This window comes from Streptomyces litmocidini (genome assembly GCF_014649755.1).
Lineage (GTDB): Bacteria > Actinomycetota > Actinomycetes > Streptomycetales > Streptomycetaceae > Streptomyces > Streptomyces litmocidini.
The window spans coordinates 251,653-276,174 of sequence record NZ_BMTQ01000012.1 but is presented as its reverse complement, the minus strand read 5'-3'; the positions used below and the strand labels follow the sequence as shown (position 1 = coordinate 276,174).

Below are 24,522 nucleotides of genomic sequence, written 5' to 3'. Positions count from 1 at the left end.
TTCAGCGCCGATGGTACTGCAGGGGGGACCCTGTGGGAGAGTAGGACGCCGCCGAACAACCCGCCCTTTTAGCTCAGTCGGTAGAGCGTCTCCATGGTAAGGAGAAGGTCAACGGTTCGATTCCGTTAAAGGGCTCCGAGTGAAAAGGCCCCCGCCTTGTGGCGGGGGCCTTTTTGCGTTGTCGTACAGGTCGTACGGACGGGGTGCCGGCGACCCCCGAGGGGGCCGCCGGCACCGTCAGTCGTCGTGCGGTTCGTGCAGGCGCATCGCGAGGATGGCCATGTCGTCGGAGGCAGGGGCCTGGGCGAAGCGCTCGACGGCCCGGAGGACGCGGGAGGCGACCGCACCGGCCGTCAGGCCCGTACAGGTCTTGAGGACCTCGGCCAGGCCGTCGTCGCCCAGCATCCGGGAGCCCTCGCGGCGTTCCGTGACGCCGTCCGTGACACAGAGGAGGACGTCGCCCGGGTCGAGCGTGACCGTCTGCTCGTACAGCTCCAGGTCCTCCATGACGCCCAGGAGCGGCTGAGGCTCGGCCGCGGACTCGACCGTGCCGTCCGGGCGCAGGCGCAGCGGCAGGGGGTGACCGGCGCAGACGACCTTGAGGATCGCCGAGCCGTCCTCCTGCGGGCGCATCTCGCCGTAGAGGAGCGTCAGGAAGCGGCTGCGGGCGCCCTCGTCGAGGATCGCCGCGTTCAGCCGCTCCAGGACGGCGGGGCCGCCGAAGCCCTCGCGGGCCAGGAGGCGCAGGGCGTGGCGGGCCAGGCCGGTGACGGCGGCCGCCTCCGGCCCCGTACCGCAGACGTCGCCGATGGCGAATCCGTACACGCCGTCCCGGATGGGGAACAGGTCGTAGAAGTCGCCTCCGACCTCGTTGCCCTCGCCGGCCGCGCGGTAGATGACGTCCACCTCGACGCCCGGGATCGTGGGGAGGCCGGGCGGGAGCAGGCTGCGCTGGAGGGACTGGCTGATCGCCACGCGCTCCGAGTACAGGCGGGCGTTGTCCAGGGCCAAGGCGGCCCGGCGCGAGAGGTCCTCGGCGAGCTCCAGGATCTCCTGGCGGAAGTGGTCCTCCGAGGGCCTGCCGAGGGTCAGCATGCCGATGACCCGGTTGCGGGCGACCAGCGGCAGGACGACCGTCTCGCCGGCGACGGCGCTCGCGGTGGCGAGGGTGTTGTCGATGCCGGAGGAGAGCGGGCTCGCGGGATGGTCGAGGGCGCGGACCGAGGCGGTCAGCGCGGCGCGGTGCGCGGCCTCGCCCGGGGCGGACCAGACGCGGGCGCCGGGGGTCGGCACCGGGTCCGGCGGGGTGATGGAGGAGAGCAGGGCCTTGAGGCCGTCGATGCGGTCCTCGTCCTCGTGGAGCACGTACGAGAGGTACGGGTCGGAGGCCTGGTCGGCGATCGTGTACACCGCGCACCAGGTGGCGAGGGTGGGGACCGTCATCTGGGCCATGAGGGCCAGGGTCTGGTCGCGGTCGAGGGTGCCGGCCAGGAGGTCGGAGGCCTCGACGAGGAAGCTGAGGGAGCCGCGGCGCAGGCGCTCCAGTTCGCCGAGCCGGGCGGACTCGACGGCCAGGGCGATGCGGTCGGCGGCGAACTGGAGGCGGAGCGCCTCCTCGTTGGAGTAGCGGTTCGCGCTCTCGGCGGCCACGCCGAGGGAGCCGGTGAGCCGGCCCTCGACCTTGAGCGGGACGGTGACGACCGAGCGCATGCCGGTGCCTTCGAGGAGCGGGACGGCGCCGGGGACGGCGGCCAGGTCCTCGTGGACGGCGGGCATGCGGGCGGAGCCGTAACGGCTGGCACCGGTCTCCACGGGGACGCGGGCGAAGCGCTGGCGGGCGGCCGGGAGGCCCGTGGTCGCCCGTACCTCCAGTTCCGTCTCGTCGTCGGTGGCGAGCAGGAGGAAGGCGGCGTCGCCGTCGAGCATGTCGCGGGCGCGTTCGACCGTGCGCTGGAGGAGGCCGTCGAGGTCGTCGGGGGCCGGGGAGCCGATGAAGACCTCGAAGGGGTCGGCGGCGCGGCTCTCGGCGCCCGGTTCGACGGCGGGGCGCTGGGGGGTCTGGAGGACGGCGCGCTCGTGCTCCCGTACGAGGAGGCAGACGGTGGAAGGCTCGCCCTGGGCGTCGCGGACCCGGAGGTGCGAGGCGTAGACGGGGATCACGCGGCCGTCGGCGCAGCGGATGCCGTAGCTGCCCTCCCAGCGGGAGAGGCGGAGGGCCTCGGCGAGGCCGGTGCCGATGCCGGGGGTGTGGGGCCAGGCGGCGAGGTCGCCGAGGGGTTTGCCGGTGACCTGCCCGGCCTCGTAGCCGAAGAGCTCCTCGGCGTCCTCGTTCCAGGCGGTGATCGTGCCGCCGCGGTCGATCTGGGCGACGGCGACGCGGACGCGGCTCTCGGCGACCGGGAGGAGGGCGTCGGGGAGGACGGGGCCGGCGGAACGGGTGCCGACGGGGCGCTGGGGGAGGTCGAGGTGGAACCAGACGTGCTTGCGGGTGGGGGAGTAGTCGACGCCCCAGCGGTGGGCGAGGGCGGCGCAGAGGAGCAGGCCGCGGCCGTTCTCGCGGTCCGGGCTGCCGAGGGAGCGGCCGCTCTGGACGGGGATCTCGCGCTCGGGGTAGCGGTCGGCGACCTCGACGCGGACGCTGTCGTCGGAGCGGAGGCAGAGGACCTCGGCGGAGGTGCCGGCGTGGATGACGGCGTTGGTGACGAGCTCGCTGGTGAGGACGACGGCGTCGTCGACGAGTTCGGGGTGTCCCCAGCCCTGGAGGGTGTCCCGGACGAAGGCGCGGGCGGCCGCGACGGACCGCCCGACGGGCTCGAAGGTGGCAGTCGCCCGCGCGGTGATCACAGCACTCCTCGTACGCGTCTCGACGCCCGGCTCTGCCATGCTCGGTCTGTCCCTCCCGCTGCCCGGTGGTCGTGCGCACGCCACACCGCCCCCGCCGGGCGGACCGGGGCGGTTGGACAGCCGGATGCCAGGTTACTTACCTTCGCTGTCCGAGCGGATGCCGGTCACCGTTGATTCCGCCCCTGGAGGGTAGGGACGCTGTACGAAGCTGCCGAACTGTTATCGCCAGGTTCGGACACGGTGAAACACTGGGCAGGCTGACGGCGGGAGCCGGAGCGGTACGGTCGACCCCTTTCGGGAGGGACACGGTGGAGTCTGGCACGGCGGCGCGGCGCGGCGGAGGCAGTGGCACGCGCGCGAGGGGCGGGCGTTCCCGTGGGGGGACGGTCCAGGTGGACGCGGCGGCGCTGGAGCGGTTGCTGGCCGCCTTGGTGTCGATGCGGGACGGGAACTTCCGCAGGCGGCTGACGGTGTCCGGCGACGGGATCATGGCGGAGATCTCCGCCGTGTTCAACGAGGTCGCCGACCGGCAGATGCACGTGACGGGGGAGCTGTCGCGGGTCCGGCGGGTCGTCGGCCGTGAGGGCAAGCTGTCCGAGCGCCTGGAGGCCGGGGCCAGCGAGGGGGCGTGGGCGGCGGCGATCGAGGCCGCGAACGCGCTCGTCGACGATCTGGCCCGGCCGGTGTCCGAGGTGGGGCGGGTCCTGTCGGCGGTGGCCGAGGGCGATCTGGACCAGCGGATGGACCTGCGGTCGGAGGGCGCGGACGGAACCGTGCGGCCGCTGCGCGGGGAGTTCCTGAAGGTCGCCCGTACCGCCAACAACCTGGTCGACCAGCTGTCGGTGTTCGCCTCCGAGGTGACCCGGGTCGCGGTCGAGGTCGGTACGGACGGCAAGCTGGGCGGTCAGGCGCAGGTGCGCGGGGTCTCCGGTTCGTGGAAGGACCTCACGGACTCGGTCAACACCATGGCGAACCGGCTGACGGCCCAGGTGCGGGACATCGCGCTCGTGACGACGGCGGTCGCGGACGGCGACCTGTCGCAGAAGGTCACGGCGAACGTGGCCGGCGAGATGCTGGAGCTGAAGAACACCGTCAACCGGATGGTGGACCAGCTGTCGTCGTTCTCCTCCGAGGTGACCCGCGTCGCGCGCGAGGTGGGTACGGAGGGCGAGCTCGGCGGTCAGGCCGAGGTGGCCGGGGTCGCCGGCGTGTGGAAGGACCTCACCGACTCCGTCAACACGATGGCGGGCAATCTCACCAATCAGGTGAGAGGGATCGCGGAGGTGACGACGGCGGTCGCCAACGGCGACCTGTCGCAGAAGGTGCGGGTCTCCGCGCGCGGTGAGATCGCCCAACTCGCCGACACCATCAACCAGATGACGGAGACGCTGCGGACGTTCGCCGACGAGGTGACCCGGGTGTCGGGCGAGGTCGGCGCGCAGGGACTGCTGGGCGGTCAGGCGCAGGTGCCGGGTGCGGCGGGGACGTGGAAGGACCTCACGGACTCCGTCAACACGGTCTTCCGGAACATCACCACGCAGGTGCGGGACATCGCGCAGGTGACGACGGCGGTCGCCAACGGCGACCTGTCGCAGAAGGTCACGGTGGACGTGGCCGGCGAGATGCTGGAGCTGAAGAACACCGTCAACACGATGGTGGACCAGCTGTCCGCCTTCGGTTCCGAGGTGACCCGGGTGGCCCGGGAGGTCGGCGTCGAGGGCCTGCTCGGCGGCCAGGCCGAGGTGCCGGGCGCGGCGGGGACGTGGAAGGACCTCACCGACTCGGTGAACACGGCCTTCCGGAACTTGACCGGTCAGGTGCGGGACATCGCGCAGGTGACGACGGCGGTCGCCAACGGCGACCTGTCGCAGAAGGTCACGGTGGACGTGGCCGGCGAGATGCTGGAACTGAAGAACACCGTCAACACGATGGTGTCGCAGCTGTCGTCCTTCGCCGACCAGGTGACCCGGATGGCCCGGGACGTGGGCACCGAGGGGCGGCTGGGCGGTCAGGCGCGGGTCGACGGGGTGTCCGGGCGCTGGCGGGAGCTCACGGACTCCGTGAACTTCATGGCCGGCAACCTGACCTCGCAGGTGCGGCAGATCGCGCAGGTGACGACGGCCGTGGCCCGTGGCGACCTGTCGCAGAAGATCGACGTGGACGCGCGGGGCGAGATCCTGGAGCTGAAGAACACCATCAACACGATGGTGGACCAGCTGTCCGCCTTCGCGGACCAGGTGACCCGGGTGGCCCGCGAGGTGGGCACGGACGGGCGGCTGGGCGGTCAGGCGCAGGTGCCGGGCGTGGCCGGTGTGTGGCGTGATCTGACGGACTCGGTGAACGGCATGGCCGGCAACCTCACCACCCAGGTCCGCAACATCGCGCAGGTCGCCACGGCGGTGGCGCGCGGTGACCTGTCGCAGAAGATCGACGTGGACGCGCGGGGCGAGATCCTGGAGCTGAAGAACACCCTCAACACGATGGTGGACCAGCTCTCGAACTTCGCGGAGCAGGTGACCCGGGTGGCCCGGGACGTGGGCACCGAGGGGCGGCTGGGCGGTCAGGCCGAGGTGCAGGGGGTCTCCGGCACCTGGAAGGACCTCACCCAGTCGGTGAACATGATGGCGAACAACCTGACCTTCCAGGTCCGGAACATCGCCGAGGTCACCACGGCGGTCGCCATGGGCGACCTGTCGAAGAAGATCACGGTGGACGCCAAGGGCGAGATCCTGGAGCTGGTGACGACCGTCAACACGATGGTCGACCAGCTGTCGAACTTCGCCGACGAGGTGACGAGGGTGGCCCGCGAGGTGGGCACCGAGGGCATCCTCGGCGGTCAGGCACGGGTGCGCGGGGTGACCGGCATCTGGAAGGACCTCAGCGACAACGTGAACCTGATGGCCAACAACCTGACCAGCCAGGTGCGCAACATCTCCCGGGTCTCCGCGGCCGTCGCCAACGGCGATCTGACGAAGAAGGTCACCGTCGAGGCGCGGGGCGAGGTCGCCGAGCTCGCCGACACCGTCAACACGATGGTGACGACGCTGTCGTCGTTCGCCGACGAGGTGACCCGCGTCGCGCGCGAGGTGGGTACGGACGGCATCCTGGGCGGCCAGGCGCGGGTGCCCGGGGTGTCGGGCACGTGGCGTGATCTGACGGACTCGGTGAACGGCATGGCCGACAACCTGACCGGTCAGGTGCGCCAGATCGCCGCCGTCACCACCGCCATCGCCAAGGGCGACCTGACCAAGAAGATCGACATCGACGCGCGCGGTGAGATCCAGGAGCTGAAGAGCACCATCAACACGATGGTCGACCAGCTGTCGAACTTCGCCGAGGAGGTCACCCGGGTCGCCCGCGAGGTGGGCACGGACGGGCAGCTGGGCGGTCAGGCCCGGGTCCGTGACGTGGACGGCACCTGGCGGGACCTGACCGAGTCCGTGAACGAGATGGCCGGGAACCTGACCCGTCAGGTGCGGGCGATCGCGGCCGTCGCCACGGCGGTGACCCGGGGCGACCTCAACCTCAAGATCGACGGTGTCGACGCGGCGGGCGAGATCCAGGCCCTCCAGGAGAACATCAACACCATGATCGCCAACCTGCGCGACACCACCCTCGCCAACGAGGAGCAGGACTGGCTCAAGGGCAACCTGGCCCGCATCTCCGGCCTCATGCAGGGCCGGCGGGACCTGGACGACGTGGCCTCGCTCATCATGAGCGAGCTGACGCCGGTGGTCTCGGCCCAGCACGGCGCCTTCTTCGTGGCCATGCCGACGGGCTCCGCGAACAGCGACGCCGAGCTCGTGGGCGAGGGCGACGGCTCGTACGAGCTGCGGATGCGGGGGAGTTACGGATACTCCGCCGGGTCCATGCCGACCTCGTTCCGGCCCGGGGAGACCCTCATCGGGACGGCGGCGGAGGAGAAGCGGACCATCCAGGTCAACGTGCCGCCGGGTTACCTGAAGATCTCGTCGGGGCTCGGCGAGGCCGCGCCCGCGCACGTGATCGTGCTGCCGGTCCTCTTCGAGGGGAAGGTCCTCGGCGTGATCGAGCTGGCGTCCTTCCAGCCGTTCACGCAGATCCAGCGGGACTTCCTGAACCAGCTCGCCGAGCTGATCGCGACCACGGTCAACACCATCAGCGTCAACACCAAGACCGAGGTGCTGCTCCAGCAGTCGCAGAAGCTCACCGAGCAGCTCAAGGAGCGGTCGGCGGAGCTGGAGCACCGGCAGAAGGAGCTCCAGGGCTCCAACCTGGAGCTGGAGGAGAAGGCCGAGCTGCTCGCCCGGCAGAACCGCGACATCGCGGTGAAGAACACCGAGATCGAGGAGGCCCGGCAGGTCCTGGAGGAGCGGGCGGAGCAGCTCGCCGTCTCCATGCGGTACAAGTCGGAGTTCCTCGCCAACATGTCGCACGAGCTGCGCACGCCGCTCAACTCGCTGCTGATCCTCGCCAAGTTGCTCGCGGACAACGCCGAGACCAACCTGACGCCGAAGCAGGTCGAGTTCGCGGAGACCATCCACGGCGCGGGCTCGGACCTGCTCCAGCTGATCAACGACATCCTCGACCTGTCGAAGGTCGAGGCGGGCAAGATGGACGTCTCGCCGACCCGCATCGCGCTCGTCCAGCTCGTCGACTACGTGGAGGCGACGTTCCGGCCGCTCACGGCGGAGAAGGGGCTCGACTTCTCGGTGCGGGTCTCGCCCGAGCTGCCGGCCACGCTCCACACCGACGAGCAGCGGCTGCTCCAGGTCCTGCGCAACCTGCTGTCCAACGCGGTGAAGTTCACCGACACGGGAGCGGTGGAGCTGGTGATCCGGCCGGCCGGCGCGGACGTGCCGCAGTCGATCCGCGAGCAGCTCCTGGAGGCGGGTTCGCTGCGCGATCCGGAAGCCGACCTGATCGCCTTCTCGGTCACCGACACCGGCATCGGGATCGCGGCGAGCAAGATGCGGGTCATCTTCGAGGCGTTCAAGCAGGCCGACGGCACGACCAGCCGGAAGTACGGCGGTACGGGTCTCGGGCTCTCGATCAGCCGGGAGATCGCGCGGTTGCTCGGCGGCGAGATCTTCGCGGCGAGCGAGCCCGGCCGTGGTTCGACGTTCACGCTCTACCTGCCGCTGAGCCCGACGGAGCTGCCGTCGGGCGGCTACGGGCAGGGCGCGCAGGACGCCGACGATCCGCAGCAGGAGGCCGAGGAGGGGACGGCCGGGGGCGTCCACCCGTTCCCGTCCTTCTCGCCGGCGCCCGTGCGGTCGGAGGCGCGGTCCGGGGCCGGGGCGCTGTTCCGGCACCGGCGGAAGGCCGCGGCGGAGGCGAGCGGGGCGCGGGGCGCGGTTCCCGGGCAGTCCGGGCAGCAGGGCACGGCGGACCGGGAGGAGCCGGAGGCCGAGCCGCGGCGCACGTTCGACTTCTCCGGGGAGAAGGTGCTGATCGTCGACGACGACATCCGGAACGTCTTCGCGCTCACCAGCGTGCTGGAGCAGCACGGGCTCGCGGTGCTCTACGCCGAGAACGGGCGGGAGGGCATCGAGGTCCTGGAGCAGCACGACGACGTCGCGGTCGTGCTGATGGACATCATGATGCCGGAGATGGACGGGTACGCGACGACGACGGCGATCCGGCGCATGCCGCAGTTCGCGGGGCTGCCGATCATCGCGCTGACGGCGAAGGCGATGAAGGGCGACCGGGAGAAGGCGATCGAGTCCGGTGCCTCGGACTACGTGACGAAGCCGGTGGACCCCGATCACCTGCTGTCGGTCATGGAGCAGTGGATGCGGGGCGAGTGACTCCGCACCGGGGGTCCGTGCCGCGCGGCACGGACCCCCGGGCTCCGCCGGGCGGACTTTCCCGGGCTCGCCCGGGGCGCGCCGACCGGCTGTCGCCAGGGGGTGTGAGAGGGCGGGATACGGGGAACCTTCTGGTCTCCCACCGCGTTTCCGGTGCGTGCACAGTGACATCGCGGTGACAGGGTGTGGCGACGGGCGGGGTGCGGCTACGATGACCGGCACAAGGACGGACGGCGCTAGGGAGTCGTCTTCTGGGGCGGCGCCCGGTGCTTCCCCCGGTTCGGGGGTCCGGGGAGAGCTGTTGCCGGGACGAGGAGGACGGGGCATGGTGCAGAAGGCCAAGATCCTCCTGGTCGATGACCGGCCGGAGAATCTGCTGGCGCTGGAGGCCATTCTCTCCGCGCTCGATCAGACGCTGGTGCGGGCATCGTCCGGGGAGGAAGCGCTCAAGGCGCTGTTGACGGACGACTTCGCGGTCATCCTGCTCGACGTCCAGATGCCGGGAATGGACGGTTTCGAGACCGCCGCCCACATCAAGCGGCGCGAGCGGACCCGGGACATCCCGATCATCTTCCTCACCGCCATCAACCACGGCCCCCACCACACCTTCCGGGGGTACGCGGCCGGGGCGGTGGACTACATCTCCAAGCCCTTCGACCCGTGGGTGCTGCGCGCGAAGGTCTCCGTCTTCGTCGAGCTCTACATGAAGAACTGCAAGCTGCGCGAGCAGGCCGCCCTGCTGCGGCTGCAGTTGGAGGGCGGCGGCGAGGGCGCCCACGGCAAGGAGTCCGCCGGGCTGCTCGCCGAGCTCTCGGCCCGGCTCGCGGCCGTCGAGGAGCAGGCCGAGGCCCTGTCGAAGCAGCTCGACGACGACTCCGCCGACGCGGCGGCCGTCGCCACCGCCGCACATCTGGAGCGCAAGCTCACCGGGCTGCGCCGGGCCCTGGACGCGCTGGAGCCGGGTACGGGCGCCGCGCCGACCCTGCCCGCCCAGAGCTGACGCACCGTCACGCGCGGTTCCGTCCGGCGGGGGCGCCGTGATGCGGCGTCAGCGCCCTGCCGCGGCACGGACGACACGAACGGGTGAGGCGGACAGGCGCTCCCCACACCCCTCCTCACACCGGTAACCTCGGCATCATGGCTTCACGTACGTCCGGCAAGGGTTCCCAGGGCACGGCGGGCACCGCGAAACCGCGCGCCGGCCGTACGACGGGTGCCGCGAAGAAAGCGGCGCCCGCGAAGTCCCCCGCCAAACCGCCCGCGAAGAAGGCGGCCGCGAAGAAGGCACCGGCCAGGAAGGCCGCGCCCGCCAAGCGCGCGCCCGCGCGGAAGACCTCCGCGAAGAAGGCCGCCCCGCGTCCCGCCCCGTCCCCGACCGGAGGCGTCTACCGGCTCGCGCGCGGCGCCTGGCTCGGCCTCGCCCACGGTGTCGGGGCGATGCTGCGGAGCATAGGACGCGGCGCCAAGGGGCTCGATCCCGCACACCGCAAGGACGGGCTCGCGCTGCTCCTCCTCGCCCTCGCGCTGATCGTCGCCGCCGGCACCTGGTCCCACCTGCGCGGCCCGGTCGGCGACCTCGTCGAGATGCTCGTGACCGGATCGTTCGGCCGGCTCGACCTGCTCGTGCCGCTGCTCCTCGGCGCGATCGGCATCCGGCTCATCCTGTATCCGGAGAAGCCCGAGGCCAACGGCCGGATCAGCATCGGCCTCTCCGCACTCGTCATCGGCGTCCTCGGACAGGTGCACATCGCCTGCGGTTCGCCGGGACGCGGCGACGGCAGCGCGGCCCTGCAGGACGCCGGCGGGCTCATCGGCTGGGCCGCGTCCCAGCCCCTCGTCTTCATGATGGGCGAGGTCCTCGCCGTCCCCATGCTGGTGCTGCTCACCGTCTTCGGACTCCTCGTGGTCACCGCCACCCCGGTCAACGCGATCCCGCAGCGGCTGCGCGCGCTCGGTGCCAGGCTGGGCCTCATCGAGCTCCCGTACGACCCGGCGGAGGCCGAGGAGTACGGGGGGCACCCGGACCACGGGGCGTACGACGAGGAGTGGCGGGACGCGGGGCCGCGGCCCGCGCGGCCCGTCCGGCGCCGCCCGGCCGGACCCGTGGAGCCGTACGACGTCGACCGGGCCGAGGCGGAGACGCTCGAGCGGCGCGGCCGCTCGACCCGCCGGGGCTCCGTGCGGGACGGCCTCGGCTCCGGCCCGGACCCGGTGGACGTCGCCGCGGCGGCCGCCGCCGCGCTCGACGGCGCCGTGCTGAACGGCATGCCGCCCTCGCCGCTCGTCGCCGACCTGACCAAGGACGTCACCGCCGAGCGGGGCGCCGCCCTGGCCGCCTCCGCTGCCCCGGTCACGGAAGCCGCCGAGAAGGCCGCCCCCGTACCGCCGGCCCGCGGGGGAGACCGCCCCGGCGGAGGCGTACCCGATCTGACGAAGCCGGCGCCCGAGCCGACCGACCTGCCGGCCCGGGCCGAGCAGCTCCAGCTCGCCGGCGACATCACGTACTCCCTGCCCTCGCTCGACCTCCTGGAGCGCGGCGGGCCGGGCAAGACCCGCAGCGCCGCCAACGACGCGGTCGTCGACGCGCTCTCCAATGTCTTCGCCGAGTTCAAGGTCGACGCGGCCGTCACCGGCTTCACGCGCGGTCCGACGGTCACGCGGTACGAGGTCGAACTCGGCCCCGCCGTGAAGGTCGAGAAGATCACGGCCCTGACCAAGAACATCGCCTACGCCGTGGCCTCGCCCGACGTGCGGATCATCTCGCCGATCCCCGGGAAGTCCGCGGTCGGCATCGAGATCCCGAACAGCGACCGCGAGATGGTCAACCTGGGGGACGTGCTGCGGCTCGCGGACGCGGCCGGGGACGAACACCCGATGCTGGTCGCGCTCGGCAAGGACGTCGAGGGCGGCTACGTGATGGCCAACCTGGCGAAGATGCCGCACATCCTGGTCGCCGGTGCCACGGGCTCCGGAAAGTCCTCGTGCATCAACTGCCTGATCACGTCGGTCATGATAAGAGCGACCCCCGAGGACGTCCGGATGGTGCTGGTCGACCCCAAGCGGGTCGAGCTCACCGCCTACGAGGGCATCCCGCACCTGATCACCCCGATCATCACCAACCCCAAGAAGGCCGCCGAGGCGCTCCAGTGGGTCGTGCGCGAGATGGACCTGCGCTACGACGACCTGGCCGCCTTCGGCTACCGGCACATCGACGACTTCAACCAGGCCGTCCGGGAGGGCAGGATCAAGCTGCCCGAGGGCAGCGAGCGCGAGCTCAACCCGTACCCGTACCTCCTGGTGATCGTCGACGAGCTGGCCGACCTGATGATGGTCGCGCCGCGCGACGTCGAGGACTCGATCGTCCGCATCACCCAGCTGGCGCGCGCCGCCGGCATCCACCTCGTGCTCGCCACCCAGCGGCCGTCCGTGGACGTCGTCACCGGCCTGATCAAGGCGAACGTGCCCTCGCGGCTCGCCTTCGCCACCTCCTCGCTCGCCGACAGCCGGGTCATCCTGGACCAGCCCGGCGCCGAGAAGCTGATCGGCAAGGGCGACGGCCTCTTCCTGCCGATGGGGGCCAACAAGCCCATCCGCATGCAGGGCGCGTTCGTCACCGAGGCCGAGGTCGCGAACGTCGTGCAGCACTGCAAGGACCAGATGACGCCCGTCTTCCGGGACGACGTCACCGTCGGCACCAAGCAGAAGAAGGAGATCGACGAGGACATCGGCGACGACCTCGACCTGCTGTGCCAGGCGGCCGAGCTGGTCGTCTCGACGCAGTTCGGCTCCACCTCGATGCTCCAGCGGAAGCTGCGCGTGGGCTTCGCGAAGGCCGGCCGGCTGATGGACCTGATGGAGTCGCGGAACATCGTCGGACCGAGCGAGGGGTCGAAGGCGCGGGACGTGCTCGTCAAGCCGGACGAGCTGGACGGGGTCCTCGCCGTGATCCGCGGGGAGTCGGGGGAGTAGGGGCCGTTCGGCGGACCGGGGAGCGGGAACCGCCCGGCGGACCGGGAGAGGGGACCCGTTCGGCGGATGGGGAAGCAGGACCGTCCGGGAGCGGGAAAGCGGGCACGTCCGGTGGACCGGGCCCGGACCCGGCGGCGTCCGGTCCGCAGGACGGGGCCCGGCGGGTGTGGCTCATCCGGGGCCGGGTACCCGATCGAGATCAGCCCGAGACTCACTCGTAAGGGAACGGAGGGCAACCGTTTCCCCTGGCCGTACGTCAAGTTGGAGGAAGGGACAGCAGGATGTCCCAGCCTCATGGCGTACAAACAGCACCCGCCCGGTTGCCCCACCCTTTCGTACCACCCATAGACTGAACGTCCAGCAGGTGGCTACACGCTCGAAAGGCGCTCTCGTGTCCATCGGCAACTCCCCCGAAGACGACCGGACCTTCCCGGCAGACGACCGGGACTCGATCGGTCGCGCTCTCCAGCAGGCCCGAATCGCCGCCGGTCTCACCGTCGAAGAGGTCAGTGCCTCCACCCGTGTCCGGATCCCGATCGTGCACGCGATCGAGGAGGACGACTTCTCGCGCTGTGGCGGCGACGTCTACGCCCGCGGCCACATCCGTACCCTCGCGCGCGCCGTCGCCCTCGATCCGGCTCCGCTGATCGAGCAGTACGACGCCGAGCACGGCGGCCGTCCCGCCCCCACCCCCGCCGCCCCGCTCTTCGAGGCGGAACGCATCCGCCCCGAGCCGCGCCGGCCCAACTGGACCGCCGCGATGGTCGCGGCCATCGTCGCCGTCGTCGGATTCGTCGGCTTCACGATGTTCAACGGCAACGAGACGCCGAACGGGACCACCGTGGCCGACGGCGGCCCGGCCCCCGCCCCGGAGAAGGCGACCTCCGCGACCAAGCCGAAGCCGGCCAAGCCCGCCGCGCCCAAGCCCACCGAGAGCGCGATCGCCGCGGTCCCGCAGGACAAGGTCACGGTCAAGCTCTCCGCGATCGACGACAAGAGCTGGATCTCGGCCAAGGCGCACGACGGCAAGCTCCTCTTCGACGGCCTCCTCCTCAAGGGCGAGTCCAAGACCTTCCAGGACGACGAGCGCGTGGACCTGGTCCTCGGCAACGCCGGCGCGATCGAGCTCTACGTGAACGGCAAGAAGCTCGCCGACAAGTTCGAATCCGGCCAGGTCGAACGACTCAGCTACACCAAGGGCGACCCCGAGGCCGGCTGAGCCCCGTGATGTGACCTCCGTCGCGCAGGTGAACCCTGCGCGACGGGGGAAGGGCCGGGACGAAGTAGTCTTGAGTCCATGCCCGAACGCCGTACCGTCGCCCTTGTCACTCTTGGCTGCGCCCGTAACGAGGTGGACTCGGAGGAGCTCGCAGGCCGCTTGGCAGCGGACGGCTGGGAGCTCGTCGAGAACGCCGAGGAAGCGGACGTCGCCGTCGTCAACACCTGCGGATTCGTCGAGGCCGCCAAGAAGGACTCCGTCGACGCCCTCCTCGAAGCCAATGATCTGAAGGACCACGGCAGGACCCAGGCCGTCGTCGCCGTCGGCTGCATGGCCGAGCGCTACGGCAAGGAGCTCGCCGAGGCCCTCCCGGAGGCCGACGGCGTCCTCGGCTTCGACGACTACGCCGACATCTCCAACCGCCTCCAGACCATCCTCAGCGGTGGCAGCATCGAGGCCCACGCCCCCCGCGACCGGCGCAAGCTGCTGCCGCTGTCCCCCGTGGAGCGCCAGGAGGCCGCCGCGTCCGTGGCCCTGCCGGGACACGGCTCCGTGGACGCCCCCGAGAACGTGCCGAGCGACCTGCCCGAGGGGATCGCGCCCGCCTCCGGCCCCCGCGCCCCCCTCCGCCGCCGCCTGGACACCAGCCCCGTCGCCTCCGTGAAGCTCGCCTCCGGCTGCGACCGCCGCTGCTCCTTCTGCGCCATCCCCTCCTTCCGGGGCTCCTTCGTCTCGCGCCGCCCCTCGGACGTGCTGAACGAGACGCGCTGGCTCGCCGAGCAGGGCGTCAAGGAGGTCATGCTGGTCTCCGAGAACAACACCTCCTACGGCAAGGACCTCGGCGACATCCGGCTCCTGGAGAGCCTGCTGCCCGAGCTGGCCTCGGTGGACGGCATCGAGCGCGTCCGCGTGAGCTACCTCCAGCCCGCCGAGATGCGCCCCGGCCTGATCGACGTCCTCACGTCGACCGAGAAGGTCGTGCCCTACTTCGACCTGTCCTTCCAGCACAGCGCCCCGGACGTGCTGCGGGCCATGCGCCGCTTCGGCGACACCGACCGCTTCCTGGAGCTCCTGGAGACCATCCGCTCCAAGGCCCCCACGGCCGGTGCCCGGTCCAACTTCATCGTCGGCTTCCCCGGCGAGACCGAGGCGGACTTCGCCGAGCTGGAACGCTTCGTCACCCACGCCCGCCTCGACGCCATCGGCGTCTTCGGCTACTCCGACGAGGACGGCACCGAGGCCGCCACGTACGAGCACAAGCTCGACCAGGAGGTCGTCGACGAGCGGCTCGCCCACCTCTCCCGGCTCGCCGAGGAGCTCACCGCGCAGCGCGCGGAGGAGCGCCTCGGGGAGACCCTGGAAGTACTCGTCGAGTCCTTCGACGAGGAGGACGGCTGGATCGGCCGCGCCGCCCACCAGGCGCCCGAGACCGACGGACAGGTGGTCCTCACCACGTCCGACGGTACGAGCCCCGACCTGACGCCGGGCCGTATGGTCAGTGCGAAGGTCGTCGGCACGGAGGGCGTCGACCTGGTGGCCGAGTGTCTTTTCGAGGAGGCGGGCAGATGACCGGAGTCCCGGCATCCGCGACGGGCGGGACCGGTAGGCCGGCGCCCCGCGGCAAGCTGGGCGCGGCGGCCGTCAACCAGGCCAGCCTGTGGAACATCGCGAACATCCTCACCATGATCCGGCTCGTCCTCGTGCCGGGCTTCGTGGTGCTGCTGCTCCAGGACGGCGGCCACGACCCCGCCTGGCGGGCCTGGGCGTGGGCGGCGTTCGCGGTGGCCATGATCACGGACGTCTTCGACGGGCACCTCGCCCGTACCTACAACCTGGTCACCGACTTCGGGAAGATCGCCGACCCCATCGCCGACAAGGCGATCATGGCCGCCGGGCTCGTCTCGCTCTCCGCGCTCGGGGACCTGCCCTGGTGGGTGACCTCGGTCATCCTGGCCCGTGAGCTCGGCATCACCCTGATGCGGTTCTGGGTCATCCGGCACGGGGTCATCCCCGCCAGCCGCGGCGGCAAGATGAAGACGCTCGCCCAGGGCACCGCCGTGGGCATGTACGTCCTCATGCTCACCGGGCCGCTGGCCACCCTCCGCTTCTGGGTGATGGCGCTGGCCGTCGTGCTGACGGTCGTCACCGGTCTGGATTACGTACGACAGGCGGTCGTCCTGCGCCGCAAGGGGCTCGCGGCGGAGCGGGCGGCCGCGCGGGCGGAGACGGCGACGCGATGAGCGAGGCCGCCCCGGTGATGGCGCTGCTCGCGGAGCGTGAGCAGACGGTCGCGGCCGCGGAGTCGCTCACGGGCGGTCTCGTGGCCGCCGCGCTCACCGGAGCGCCCGGCTCCTCGGTGTCCTTCCTCGGGTCGGTCACCGCCTACGCCACGGTCCTCAAGCACGAGCTCCTGGGCGTCGACGAGGCCCTGCTCGCGGAGCGCGGGGCGGTGGACCCCGAGGTCGCGCTGCAGATGGCGGCCGGTGTGCGGGACCGGCTCGGCGCCGACTGGGGCATCTCGACGACCGGGGTCGCGGGGCCCACGGAGCAGGACGGACAGCCCGTCGGAACGGTCTACGTGGCGGTCGCGGGCCCGGCCGCGACGAGCGCCCGCGCCGGGAAAGTGGTGTCGTTGAGGTTGAACGGCGGCCGTGAGGAAATCCGTAGAGAGAGCGTACGGAGCGTGCTGGAACTGCTCCGTGAGGAACTCTCGGGAAATGCGCGGGCACAGGATACGGAACACAACGGGGGGAATTGATGTTTGCAGCCCTGAGTGAACACGACATCGCTCCCCGCACGGCCGCAGCGCGAGGCGGTACGGTGGGGCGTGAAGGATGCGGCTACGCGGTCCGAGGAGGGAGCCACCGATGATTCTGCTCCGTCGCCTGCTGGGTGACGTGCTGCGTCGGCAGCGCCAGCGCCAGGGCCGTACTCTGCGCGAAGTCTCCTCGTCCGCCCGAGTCTCGCTCGGCTATCTCTCCGAGGTGGAGCGGGGGCAGAAGGAGGCTTCCTCCGAACTGCTCTCCGCGATCTGCGACGCGCTGGACGTACGGATGTCCGAGCTCATGCGCGAAGTGAGCGACGAGCTGTCGCTGGCCGAACTGGCCGAGTCGGCAGCGTCGAGCGAACCGGTGCCGACACCGGTACGTCCGATGCTCAATTCGGTGTCGGTGACGTCGGTGGCCGGTGTGCCCACCGAGCGGGTGACCATCAAGGCGCCCGCGGAAGCGGTGGACGTCGTCGCTGCCTGAACCGAAGTGGGGTGAAGCCCCGGTCGGTGTCCTGTTCGCAGGGCGCTGACCGGGGCTTTTCTCAATTCCGGGGAGCGGGTCGGTTTTTCCGAGATGCCGGGTTCCGGGGTGCCGTGCCATGGTGGAAGGGACGTCCGACTGGGCCGTGTGCGCCGGGTCTGCCACCGGTGCGCCCTCCCGCAGGGTGATCCTGCCGGTCTAGCGTCGACCGCAGGAGGCGGCCATGGTACGGCGACGGGTTCCGCTGGTGACGCTCGCTCTGCTCGCGTGCGGTCTCGCGGTCGGAGGGCTCTGGTGGTGGGCGGTGCTGCGCCTGCTGCTCGTGCCGGGCGAGTCCGGGCCGGTCGAGGGAACGGTGGCCGCGGGCGGCTGGGGCCTGAGCCTGCTTCCGGTGCACGTGGCGGCCTCGTCGGGACGGCGGGGCGCGGCCGGTTCCACGGGGCGGACCGGGGTCTTCGACGGCACCGGGCTTCCCGGCGCCGTCGTCCGACGGGTCATCGGGCGGGGGGCCGTCGACCGGACGGTCACCAGGGCATCGCGACGCCGCCGTTGGGGCGGAGGATCTGGCCGGTCGTGAACGCGGAGGCGTCGGAGGCGAGGTGCAGCACCGCGTGCGCGACGTCCTCGGCCTCGCCGACCCGGCCCAGCGGTGAGTGACGGACCATCGCGGCCTCGGCCTGCACCTGGGCGGCCGGCTCGTGGCGGTCCGTCATCGGGGTGCGGATCCAGCCCGGAGCGACCGCGTTGACCCGGATGCCGTACGGGCCCACCTCCGCCGCCAGGGTCTTCGTCAGCTGGACGACCGCCGCCTTGGTGACGCTGTAGCAGAGCAGCCCCGGGCTCGCGGTGTCCATCGCGCCCGAGGCCATCGTCACGATCGAGCCGGGCACACCGGAGGCGATCATCGAACGGGCCGCCTCCTGGCAGGCGTGGAGCACGCCTTTGAAGTTGACGGCGAGGACGCGGTCGAGGTCCTCGTCCCGGGTCTCCAGGACCGTGCTCGTGTGCATGATCCCGGCGATGGCGGCCATGACGTGGAGCGGGCCGGCGGCGCGGACGGCCGCCGCCAGCGCGGGCCGGTCGGTGACGTCCAGGGTGTGGACGCGGGGGCGGGCCGGGGTGCGGGTGTGGGGGTGCGCGGCGCCTGTCCCCGTCCGTCGGGTGATCAGGGCCGCGGTGGCCTTGAGGCCGTCCTCGTCGCGGTCGGCGCAGTGCACGGTGGCCCCGGCCCGTGCGAGGAGGACCGCGGTGGCGCGGCCGATGCCGCTCGCGGCGCCCGTGACGAACGCGGTGCGGCCGGTCAGGTCGTATGCCGGGAGAGTCGTCGCCATGTCCGGACCGTACGACCGGATCTGACGGCACGTCAATTGCCGTGTCCGTCGCAGCCGTCGTGGTCGCTGTGGCCGCTGCCGCCGTTGTCGTTCCGGCGGGACTTCCCGTCCCGGTTTCCGTCGGGTCCCCGCTGGCAGCCGGGGCACCAGTACGTGACCCGGTCGCCGAGCTCCGCCTTCCGGATCGGGGTGCCGCAGCGGAGGCAGGGCCGGCCCTCGCGGCCGTAGACGTGGAGCGGGGTGCCCGGGCGGCGCGTGGTCGTGGTGCGCCGGTCCGGACGCTCCTTGTTCGCGTCGAGCAGGCGATGGGCCGTGGCGACCAGGCGGGCCGGGACCTCCGGGGCGAGCTCGCCCACCGGGAGCCAGGGGGTGACGGCTGCGAGGAAGGCCAGCTCCGACTTGTAGACGTTGCCGATGCCGGCCAGGTTGCGCTGGTCGAGCAGGGCCTCGCCGAGGGAGCGCTCCGGGTCGGCGCCGAGCCGCCGGACGGCCTCCTCCGGATCCCAGTCCGGGCCGAGCAGGTCCGGTCCCAGATGGCCGACGACGCGGGACTCCTCGGCGGTGCGGATCAGCTCCAGGACGGGGAGGCGGTAGCCGTACGCGGTGGACTCGGCGTTCCCGAGGATCGCCCGGATCTGGTGCTCCGGGCCGCCGCGCGGGCGCTCCCCGGTGGCGTACACCCGCCAGGCGCCGTCCATCCGCAGATGCGAGTGGAGGGTGAGCCCGCCCTCGATCCGGGCCAGCAGGTGCTTGCCGCGCGGGGTGACGTCGAGGAGCGTGCGGCCGGTGAGGTCGGCGGTCGCGAACCGGGGCACGCGGAGGTCCGAGCGGGTCAGGACCCGCCCGGCGAGCGCGGAGTGCAGGTGGTGGGCGACCTGCCAGACGGTGTCTCCTTCGGGCACGAATCCATTGTGGGGCCGACGGCGCTGTGCGGTGCGGGGCGGGGCGGGGTGCTGCGCGGTCCCGGGCGGTGGGCTGCACCGCGGGGCTGCGCCCGCCCCCGTTGTGGGCAGTCGTTCCGCCGGGGCGAGGGGGGTCCCCCTGCTCGAGCGAAGCCGAGAGCTCGGGGGAGGGTGGGCACAACGGAACGGCGCCCTTTGCCGGCGCCCGAGGCTGCTGCGCCTGGACCCGCACCCCGTGCGCGGCGCCGCCGTCGGTGCGGGCCCGGGCGCGGAACGCGGAGGCGCCGCTCAGTGCGCCGTCCCGTGTGCCCACCCGTCCCGCCCCAGCGGGACGATTGCCCACACGGAGGTGCGGGGGGCACCGTCCCGCGCGGCGCGGGGCCACGTGGTGCGCCGGTCCGGCGGGTGCGGGCCCGTACGGTGGGGCATCGCCCCGCGGGCACACGCCCGTACGGGTGAGGTGCGGTCGCGCGGGCCCCGTACGGCAGGGGCATCGTCCGGGAGGGCGCGGCCCCACGCGGGGTGGGGTCAGGGGCGGAGGCGGAGGCCTCTGGGGGTGGCCAGGAAGCCGGACGCCTCCAGGGGGCGGGACAGGGGGGACGTCAAGGACGCGGCGCCGTTGATCCGCTCCACCGTGACCGTCCCCAGCGCCCCCGCCCTCGCCGACCCGGCCAGCGCCTCCGCCGCCGCCCCCAGGGCCGGATCGTCCGGGTCCGCCGGCCAGGAGAGGAGCGTCTTGCCGCCGCGCTCCATGTAGAGCGTGAGCTCGCCGTCGACCAGGACCACCATCGAGCCCGCCTTGCGGCCCGGCTTGTGCCCGGCGCCCGTCGGCGGCTCCGGCCAGGGCAGCGCCGCACCGTAGGCGTTCGCGGGGTCGGCGGCGGCGAGGACCACGGCACGCGGGCCGGCCGCCGCCTCGGCGCCCCGGTCGCGGGCGGTCGCCGCCGCCCGCAGCCGGTCCACGGCCCCGTCCATCGCGAACTGGGCCGCGCCGAGCCCCTCCACGACGTAGCCGCGCCGGGCCTGCCCGCTGTCTTCGAAGGCCGCCAGGATCCGGTACGTGGCCGAGAAACCGCCCTCGACCCCCTCGGCGGCCACCGCGCCCCGGGTGACCACGCCGTGCCGGTCCAGGAGGGTGCGGGCCAGGGCGTGCGCCCGGTGCGTCGGCTCCGGCTCGACGGGCGGCAGGAGGGACCAGCGGCCGGAGACCGTCGGCGGACCCGTACGCGAGGCGGGGCGGGCCGTGGAGGTCAGCGTGCCGTACCGGCCGCGCGGGACCGTGCGCCGCGCGCGGTGGGCGGTGGAACCGGCCGTGCGGCCCGAACCGAGGAGCGCGCGCAGCGGGGCCAGGGCGTCGTTGGTGACCCGGCCCGACCAGGCCAGGTCCCACAGGGCGTCGGCGAGCTGCGGGTCGGTGGCGTCCGGGTGGGTGGTGGCCCGGATCTGGTCGGCGATCTGCCGGAAGAACAGGCCGTACCCGCCGGAGAGGGCCGTGAGGACGGATTCGTGCACGGCGGACAGTTCCAGGGGGTGCGGCGGCGGAAGGAGCAGCGGCGCCGCGTCCGCGAGGTAGAGCGAGACCCAGCCGTCCTTGCCGGGCAGCGAGCCCGCACCCGCCCAGACGACCTCCCCGGTGGTCGTCAGCTCGTCGAGCAGTGCCGGGGAGTAGTCCCGGACCCGGGACGGCAGGATCAGCTTCTCCAGGGCCGAGGCCGGGACCGGCGCGCCCTGGAGCTGCTCGACCGCACGCACCAGGCCGTCGATGCCGCGCAGGCTGTTGCTCCCCAGGTGCTGCCACTGGGGCAGGAAGGTGGCGAGGGCCGCCGGGGGCACCGGCTCCAGCTCCTGGCGCAGGGCCGCCAGGGAGCGGCGCCGCAACCGCCGCAGCACGGTCGCGTCGCACCACTCCTGGCCGATCCCGGAGGGATGGAACTCGCCCTGGACGACCCTGCCCGAGGCGGCCAGGCGCTGGAGGGCGCCGTCGGTGACGGCCGTGCCGAGACCGAAGCGGGCGGCGGCCTGCGAGGAGGTGAACGGGCCGTGCGTGCGCGCGTGGCGCGCGAGCAGGTCGCCCAGCGGGTCCTTGACCGGCTCGGTGAAGGCCTCGGGCACGCCGACCGGCAGGGCCGTGCCCAGGGCGTCCCGGAGCCGGCCCGCGTCCTCGATCGCCGCCCAGTGGTCGCGGCCGCCGATCCGCACCCGGATCGCACGCCGGGCCGCCTCGAGCTCGGGTGCCGAGCCCGCCTCGGCGCCGCGCTCGGCCAGCTCCCCGTCCGTCAGCGGTCCGAGGACCCGCAGCAGGTCGGCGACGCCCTCCACGTCCTTGATCCGGCGGTCCTCGGTCAGCCACTGGAGCTCCCGCTCCAGCTCCGTCAGGACCTCGGGGTCGAGCAGCTCCCGCAGCTCCGCCTGGCCGAGGAGCTCCGCGAGCAGCCGGGAGTCCAGCGAGAGCGCGGCCGCCCGCCGCTCGGCGAGCGGGGAGTCGCCCTCGTACAGGAACTGCGCCACGTACCCGAAGAGGAGCGAGCGGGCGAACGGGGAGGGCTCGGGGGTGGTGACCTCGACGAGGCGGACGCGGCGGGCCTCGATGTCCCCCATCAGCTCTTCGAGGCCCGGCAGGTCGAAGACGTCCTGGAGGCACTCGCGGACGGCCTCCAGGACGATCGGGAACGAGCCGAACTCGCTCGCCACCTGGAGGAGCTGGGCCGCGCGCTGCCGCTGCTGCCAGAGAGGGGTGCGCTTGCCGGGGTTGCGCTTGGGCAGCAGCAGGGCGCGCGCCGCGCACTCGCGGAAGCGGGAGGCGAACAGCGCGGAGCCGCCCACCTGGTCGGTGACGATCTGCCCGATCTCGCCCCGGTCGAAGAGCGTGTCGGCCGCGCCGACGGGCGCCTTGTCCGCGTCGTACGTCGTGTCCGGGTGCCGGTCCGGGACGACCGGCTCGTGGTCCAGGAGGTCCAGGCCCATGTCCAGGCCCATCAGGTCGGCGTCCGGCAGGCGCAGCACGATGCCGTCGTCCGCGTGCATCACCTGCGCGTCCATGCCGTACCGCTCGGCGAGCCGCGCGCCGAGCGCCAGCGCCCACGGGGCGTGCACCTGCGCCCCGAACGGCGAGTGGATGACGACCCGCCAGTCCCCGAGCTCGTCGCGGAACCGCTCGACCAGGATCGTCCGGTCGTCCGGCACGTGGCCGCAGGCCTCGCGCTGCTCCCTGAGATAGGCGAGGACGTTCTCCGAGGCCCGGGCGTCCAGGCCCGCGGCGAGCAGGCGCAGGCGCGCGTCCTCCTCCCCGAGGGCGCCGACCTCGCGGAGGAACGCGCCCACCGCACGCCCCAGTTCGAGCGGGCGGCCCAGCTGGTCGCCCTTCCAGAAGGGCAGTCGACCCGGCACGCCCGGCGCGGGGGAGACGAGCACCCGGTCCCGGGTGATGTCCTCGATCCGCCAGGAGGTGGTGCCGAGCGTGAAGACGTCGCCGACCCGCGACTCGTACACCATCTCCTCGTCGAGCTCGCCGACCCGGCCCCCGCCCTTCTTGGGGTCCGAGCCCGCCAGGAAGACGCCGAACAGGCCGCGGTCGGGGATCGTGCCCCCCGAGGTGACCGCGAGCCGCTGCGCACCGGGCCGCCCCGTGACCGTCCCGGCCACCCGGTCCCAGACCACGCGCGGGCGCAGCTCGGCGAAGGCGTCCGAGGGGTAGCGGCCGGCCAGCATGTCGAGGACGCCCGTGAACGCCGACTCGGGCAGCGAGGAGAAGGACGCCGCCCTGCGCACCACCGCGAGCAGGTCGTCCACCTGCCAGGTGTCGAGCGCGACCATGGCGACCAGCTGCTGCGCGAGGACGTCCAGCGGATTCGCGGGGATCCGCAGGGACTCGATGGCACCGGAACGCATCCGCTCGGTGACCACGGCCGCCTGCACCAGATCGCCCCGGTACTTGGGGAAGACCACGCCCGTCGACACGGCGCCGACCTGGTGTCCGGCCCGGCCCACGCGCTGGAGCCCGGAGGCGACCGAGGGCGGCGACTCGACCTGCACCACCAGGTCGACCGCGCCCATGTCGATGCCCAGTTCCAGGCTGGACGTGGCCACCACGGCGGGCAGCCGACCCGCCTTCAGGTCCTCCTCCACCTGGGCGCGCTGTTCCTTGGACACCGAACCGTGGTGGGCCCGGGCGAGCAGCGGCGGGGCGCCCTGCGCCGCCCCCGACTGGGCCATCACCTGGGCCGGGGGCGCCCCTTCGGGGAGCGGCTCGCCGGTCGCCCGCTCGTACGCGATCTCGTTGAGCCGGTTGCACAGGCGCTCCGCGAGCCGGCGGGAGTTCGCGAAGACGATCGTGGAGCGATGGGACTGGACGAGGTCGGCGATCCGCTCCTCGACGTGCGGCCAGATCGACGGCCTGTCCCCGCCGTCCTTGCCCTCCGAGGCGGGGGAGCCCCCCAACTCGCCCATGTCCTCGACGGGGACGACGACGGAGAGGTCGAACTCCTTGCCCGACGGCGGCTGCACGATCTCCACGGCACGCGCCGGGGAGAGGTAGCGGGCCACCTCGTCGACCGGGCGGACCGTGGCCGACAGGCCGATCCGGCGCGCCGGACGGGGCAGCAACTCGTCGAGCCGCTCCAGGGAGAGGGCCAGGTGCGCGCCCCGCTTCGTGCCCGCGACCGCGTGGACCTCGTCGAGGATGACCGTCTCCACGCCCGTCAGGGCCTCGCGCGCGGCGGACGTCAGCATCAGGAACAGGGACTCGGGGGTGGTGATGAGGATGTCCGGCGGCCGCGTCGCGAGCGCCCGGCGCTCGGCCGCAGGGGTGTCCCCGGACCGGATCCCGACCCGGATGTCCGGTTCGGGCAGGCCCAGCCGCACCGACTCCTGGCGGATGCCGGTCAGCGGCGAGCGCAGGTTCCGCTCGACGTCCACGGCGAGGGCCTTCAGCGGCGACACGTACAGCACGCGGCAGCGCTTCCTCGTCTCGGCGGGCGGCGGGGAGGACGCGAGCCGGTCCAGGGAGGCGAGGAACGCCGCCAGCGTCTTGCCCGAACCGGTCGGCGCGACGACGAGCACGTCGGAGCCGGCGCCGATGGCCCGCCAGGCGCCCTCCTGCGCCGCCGTGGGCGCGGAGAAGGCCCCGGTGAACCAACCACGGGTCGCGGGGGAGAACGAGTCGAGCGCGGACCTGACCATGCCCCCCATCGTGCACCCGGCCACTGACAACCGCCCGGA

13 protein-coding genes and 1 tRNA gene are annotated in these 24,522 nt (G+C 72.7%); 10 read left to right on the top strand and 4 right to left on the bottom strand.

From position 1 onward, the window contains the following. The first annotated feature begins 62 nt into the window (after window positions 1–62). Window positions 63–135, top strand: a tRNA-Thr gene (locus tag IE180_RS24990). A gap of 102 nt (window positions 136–237) precedes the next feature. Here IE180_RS24990 and IE180_RS24985 read toward each other — a convergent pair. Next, window positions 238–2,883, bottom strand: coding sequence for a SpoIIE family protein phosphatase (locus IE180_RS24985; RefSeq protein WP_190159190.1), 2,646 nt, complete (start codon window positions 2,881–2,883; stop codon window positions 238–240). Window positions 2,884–3,152: 269 nt separating this feature from the next. Here IE180_RS24985 and IE180_RS24980 point away from each other — a divergent pair, with 269 nt between their 5' ends. The 9 genes from IE180_RS24980 to IE180_RS24940 all read left to right on the top strand — a co-directional run bounded on the left by IE180_RS24980 (window position 3,153) and on the right by IE180_RS24940 (window position 17,649). Further along, entirely contained in the window at window positions 3,153–8,633 is a 5,481-nt protein-coding gene (locus tag IE180_RS24980; protein ID WP_190159189.1) for a HAMP domain-containing protein, read from the top strand. Between the two features lie 325 nt (window positions 8,634–8,958). Beyond that, the gene (locus tag IE180_RS24975; protein WP_190159188.1) at window positions 8,959–9,633 is read left to right on the top strand and encodes a response regulator; all 675 of its coding nucleotides are present in this window, start codon (window positions 8,959–8,961) and stop codon (window positions 9,631–9,633) included. 137 nt (window positions 9,634–9,770) lie between these two features. Further along, the gene (locus IE180_RS24970; RefSeq protein WP_190159187.1) at window positions 9,771–12,602 is read left to right on the top strand and encodes a DNA translocase FtsK; all 2,832 of its coding nucleotides are present in this window, start codon (window positions 9,771–9,773) and stop codon (window positions 12,600–12,602) included. Between the two features lie 391 nt (window positions 12,603–12,993). Next, window positions 12,994–13,821 carry a helix-turn-helix domain-containing protein gene (locus IE180_RS24965; RefSeq protein WP_190159186.1) on the top strand — a complete coding sequence of 276 codons (828 nt, stop codon included), beginning with the start codon at window positions 12,994–12,996 and terminating at the stop codon, window positions 13,819–13,821. A gap of 78 nt (window positions 13,822–13,899) precedes the next feature. Beyond that, window positions 13,900–15,390, top strand: coding sequence for a 30S ribosomal protein S12 methylthiotransferase RimO (rimO, locus tag IE180_RS24960; RefSeq protein ID WP_190159185.1), 1,491 nt, complete (start codon window positions 13,900–13,902; stop codon window positions 15,388–15,390). Next, on the top strand, window positions 15,387–16,061 hold the full coding sequence (gene pgsA / locus IE180_RS24955) for a CDP-diacylglycerol--glycerol-3-phosphate 3-phosphatidyltransferase (RefSeq protein ID WP_190159184.1): 675 nt from the start codon (window positions 15,387–15,389) through the stop codon (window positions 16,059–16,061). The genes rimO and pgsA overlap by 4 nt, the downstream gene beginning before the upstream one ends. Continuing rightward, a complete protein-coding gene (locus tag IE180_RS24950; protein WP_190159183.1) occupies window positions 16,058–16,579 on the top strand; it encodes a CinA family protein in 522 nt (173 codons plus the stop codon). The genes pgsA and IE180_RS24950 overlap by 4 nt, the downstream gene beginning before the upstream one ends. A 109-nt stretch (window positions 16,580–16,688) precedes the next feature. After that, entirely contained in the window at window positions 16,689–17,072 is a 384-nt protein-coding gene (locus IE180_RS24945) for a helix-turn-helix domain-containing protein (RefSeq protein ID WP_093873780.1), read from the top strand. A 223-nt stretch (window positions 17,073–17,295) separates the two neighbouring features. Beyond that, window positions 17,296–17,649 carry a hypothetical protein gene (locus IE180_RS24940; protein WP_190159182.1) on the top strand — a complete coding sequence of 118 codons (354 nt, stop codon included), beginning with the start codon at window positions 17,296–17,298 and terminating at the stop codon, window positions 17,647–17,649. Here the strand turns inward: IE180_RS24940 and IE180_RS24935 are convergent. From IE180_RS24935 to IE180_RS24925, 3 genes are all read right to left on the bottom strand, one after another. Beyond that, complete coding sequence (locus tag IE180_RS24935; RefSeq protein WP_190159181.1) at window positions 17,597–18,403, bottom strand: SDR family NAD(P)-dependent oxidoreductase; 807 nt, start codon at window positions 18,401–18,403, stop codon at window positions 17,597–17,599. The two genes, IE180_RS24940 and IE180_RS24935, sit on opposite strands and share 53 nt — an antisense overlap. Window positions 18,404–18,435: 32 nt before the next feature. Continuing rightward, window positions 18,436–19,305 (bottom strand): DNA-formamidopyrimidine glycosylase family protein, encoded by an 870-nt coding sequence (locus tag IE180_RS24930; protein ID WP_190159180.1) that lies wholly within the window; start codon window positions 19,303–19,305, stop codon window positions 18,436–18,438. A gap of 528 nt (window positions 19,306–19,833) precedes the next feature. Then, window positions 19,834–24,483, bottom strand: a complete 4,650-nt coding sequence (locus IE180_RS24925) for an Lhr family ATP-dependent helicase (protein ID WP_190159179.1) — start codon at window positions 24,481–24,483, stop codon at window positions 19,834–19,836. Window positions 24,484–24,522: the final 39 nt, after the last annotated feature.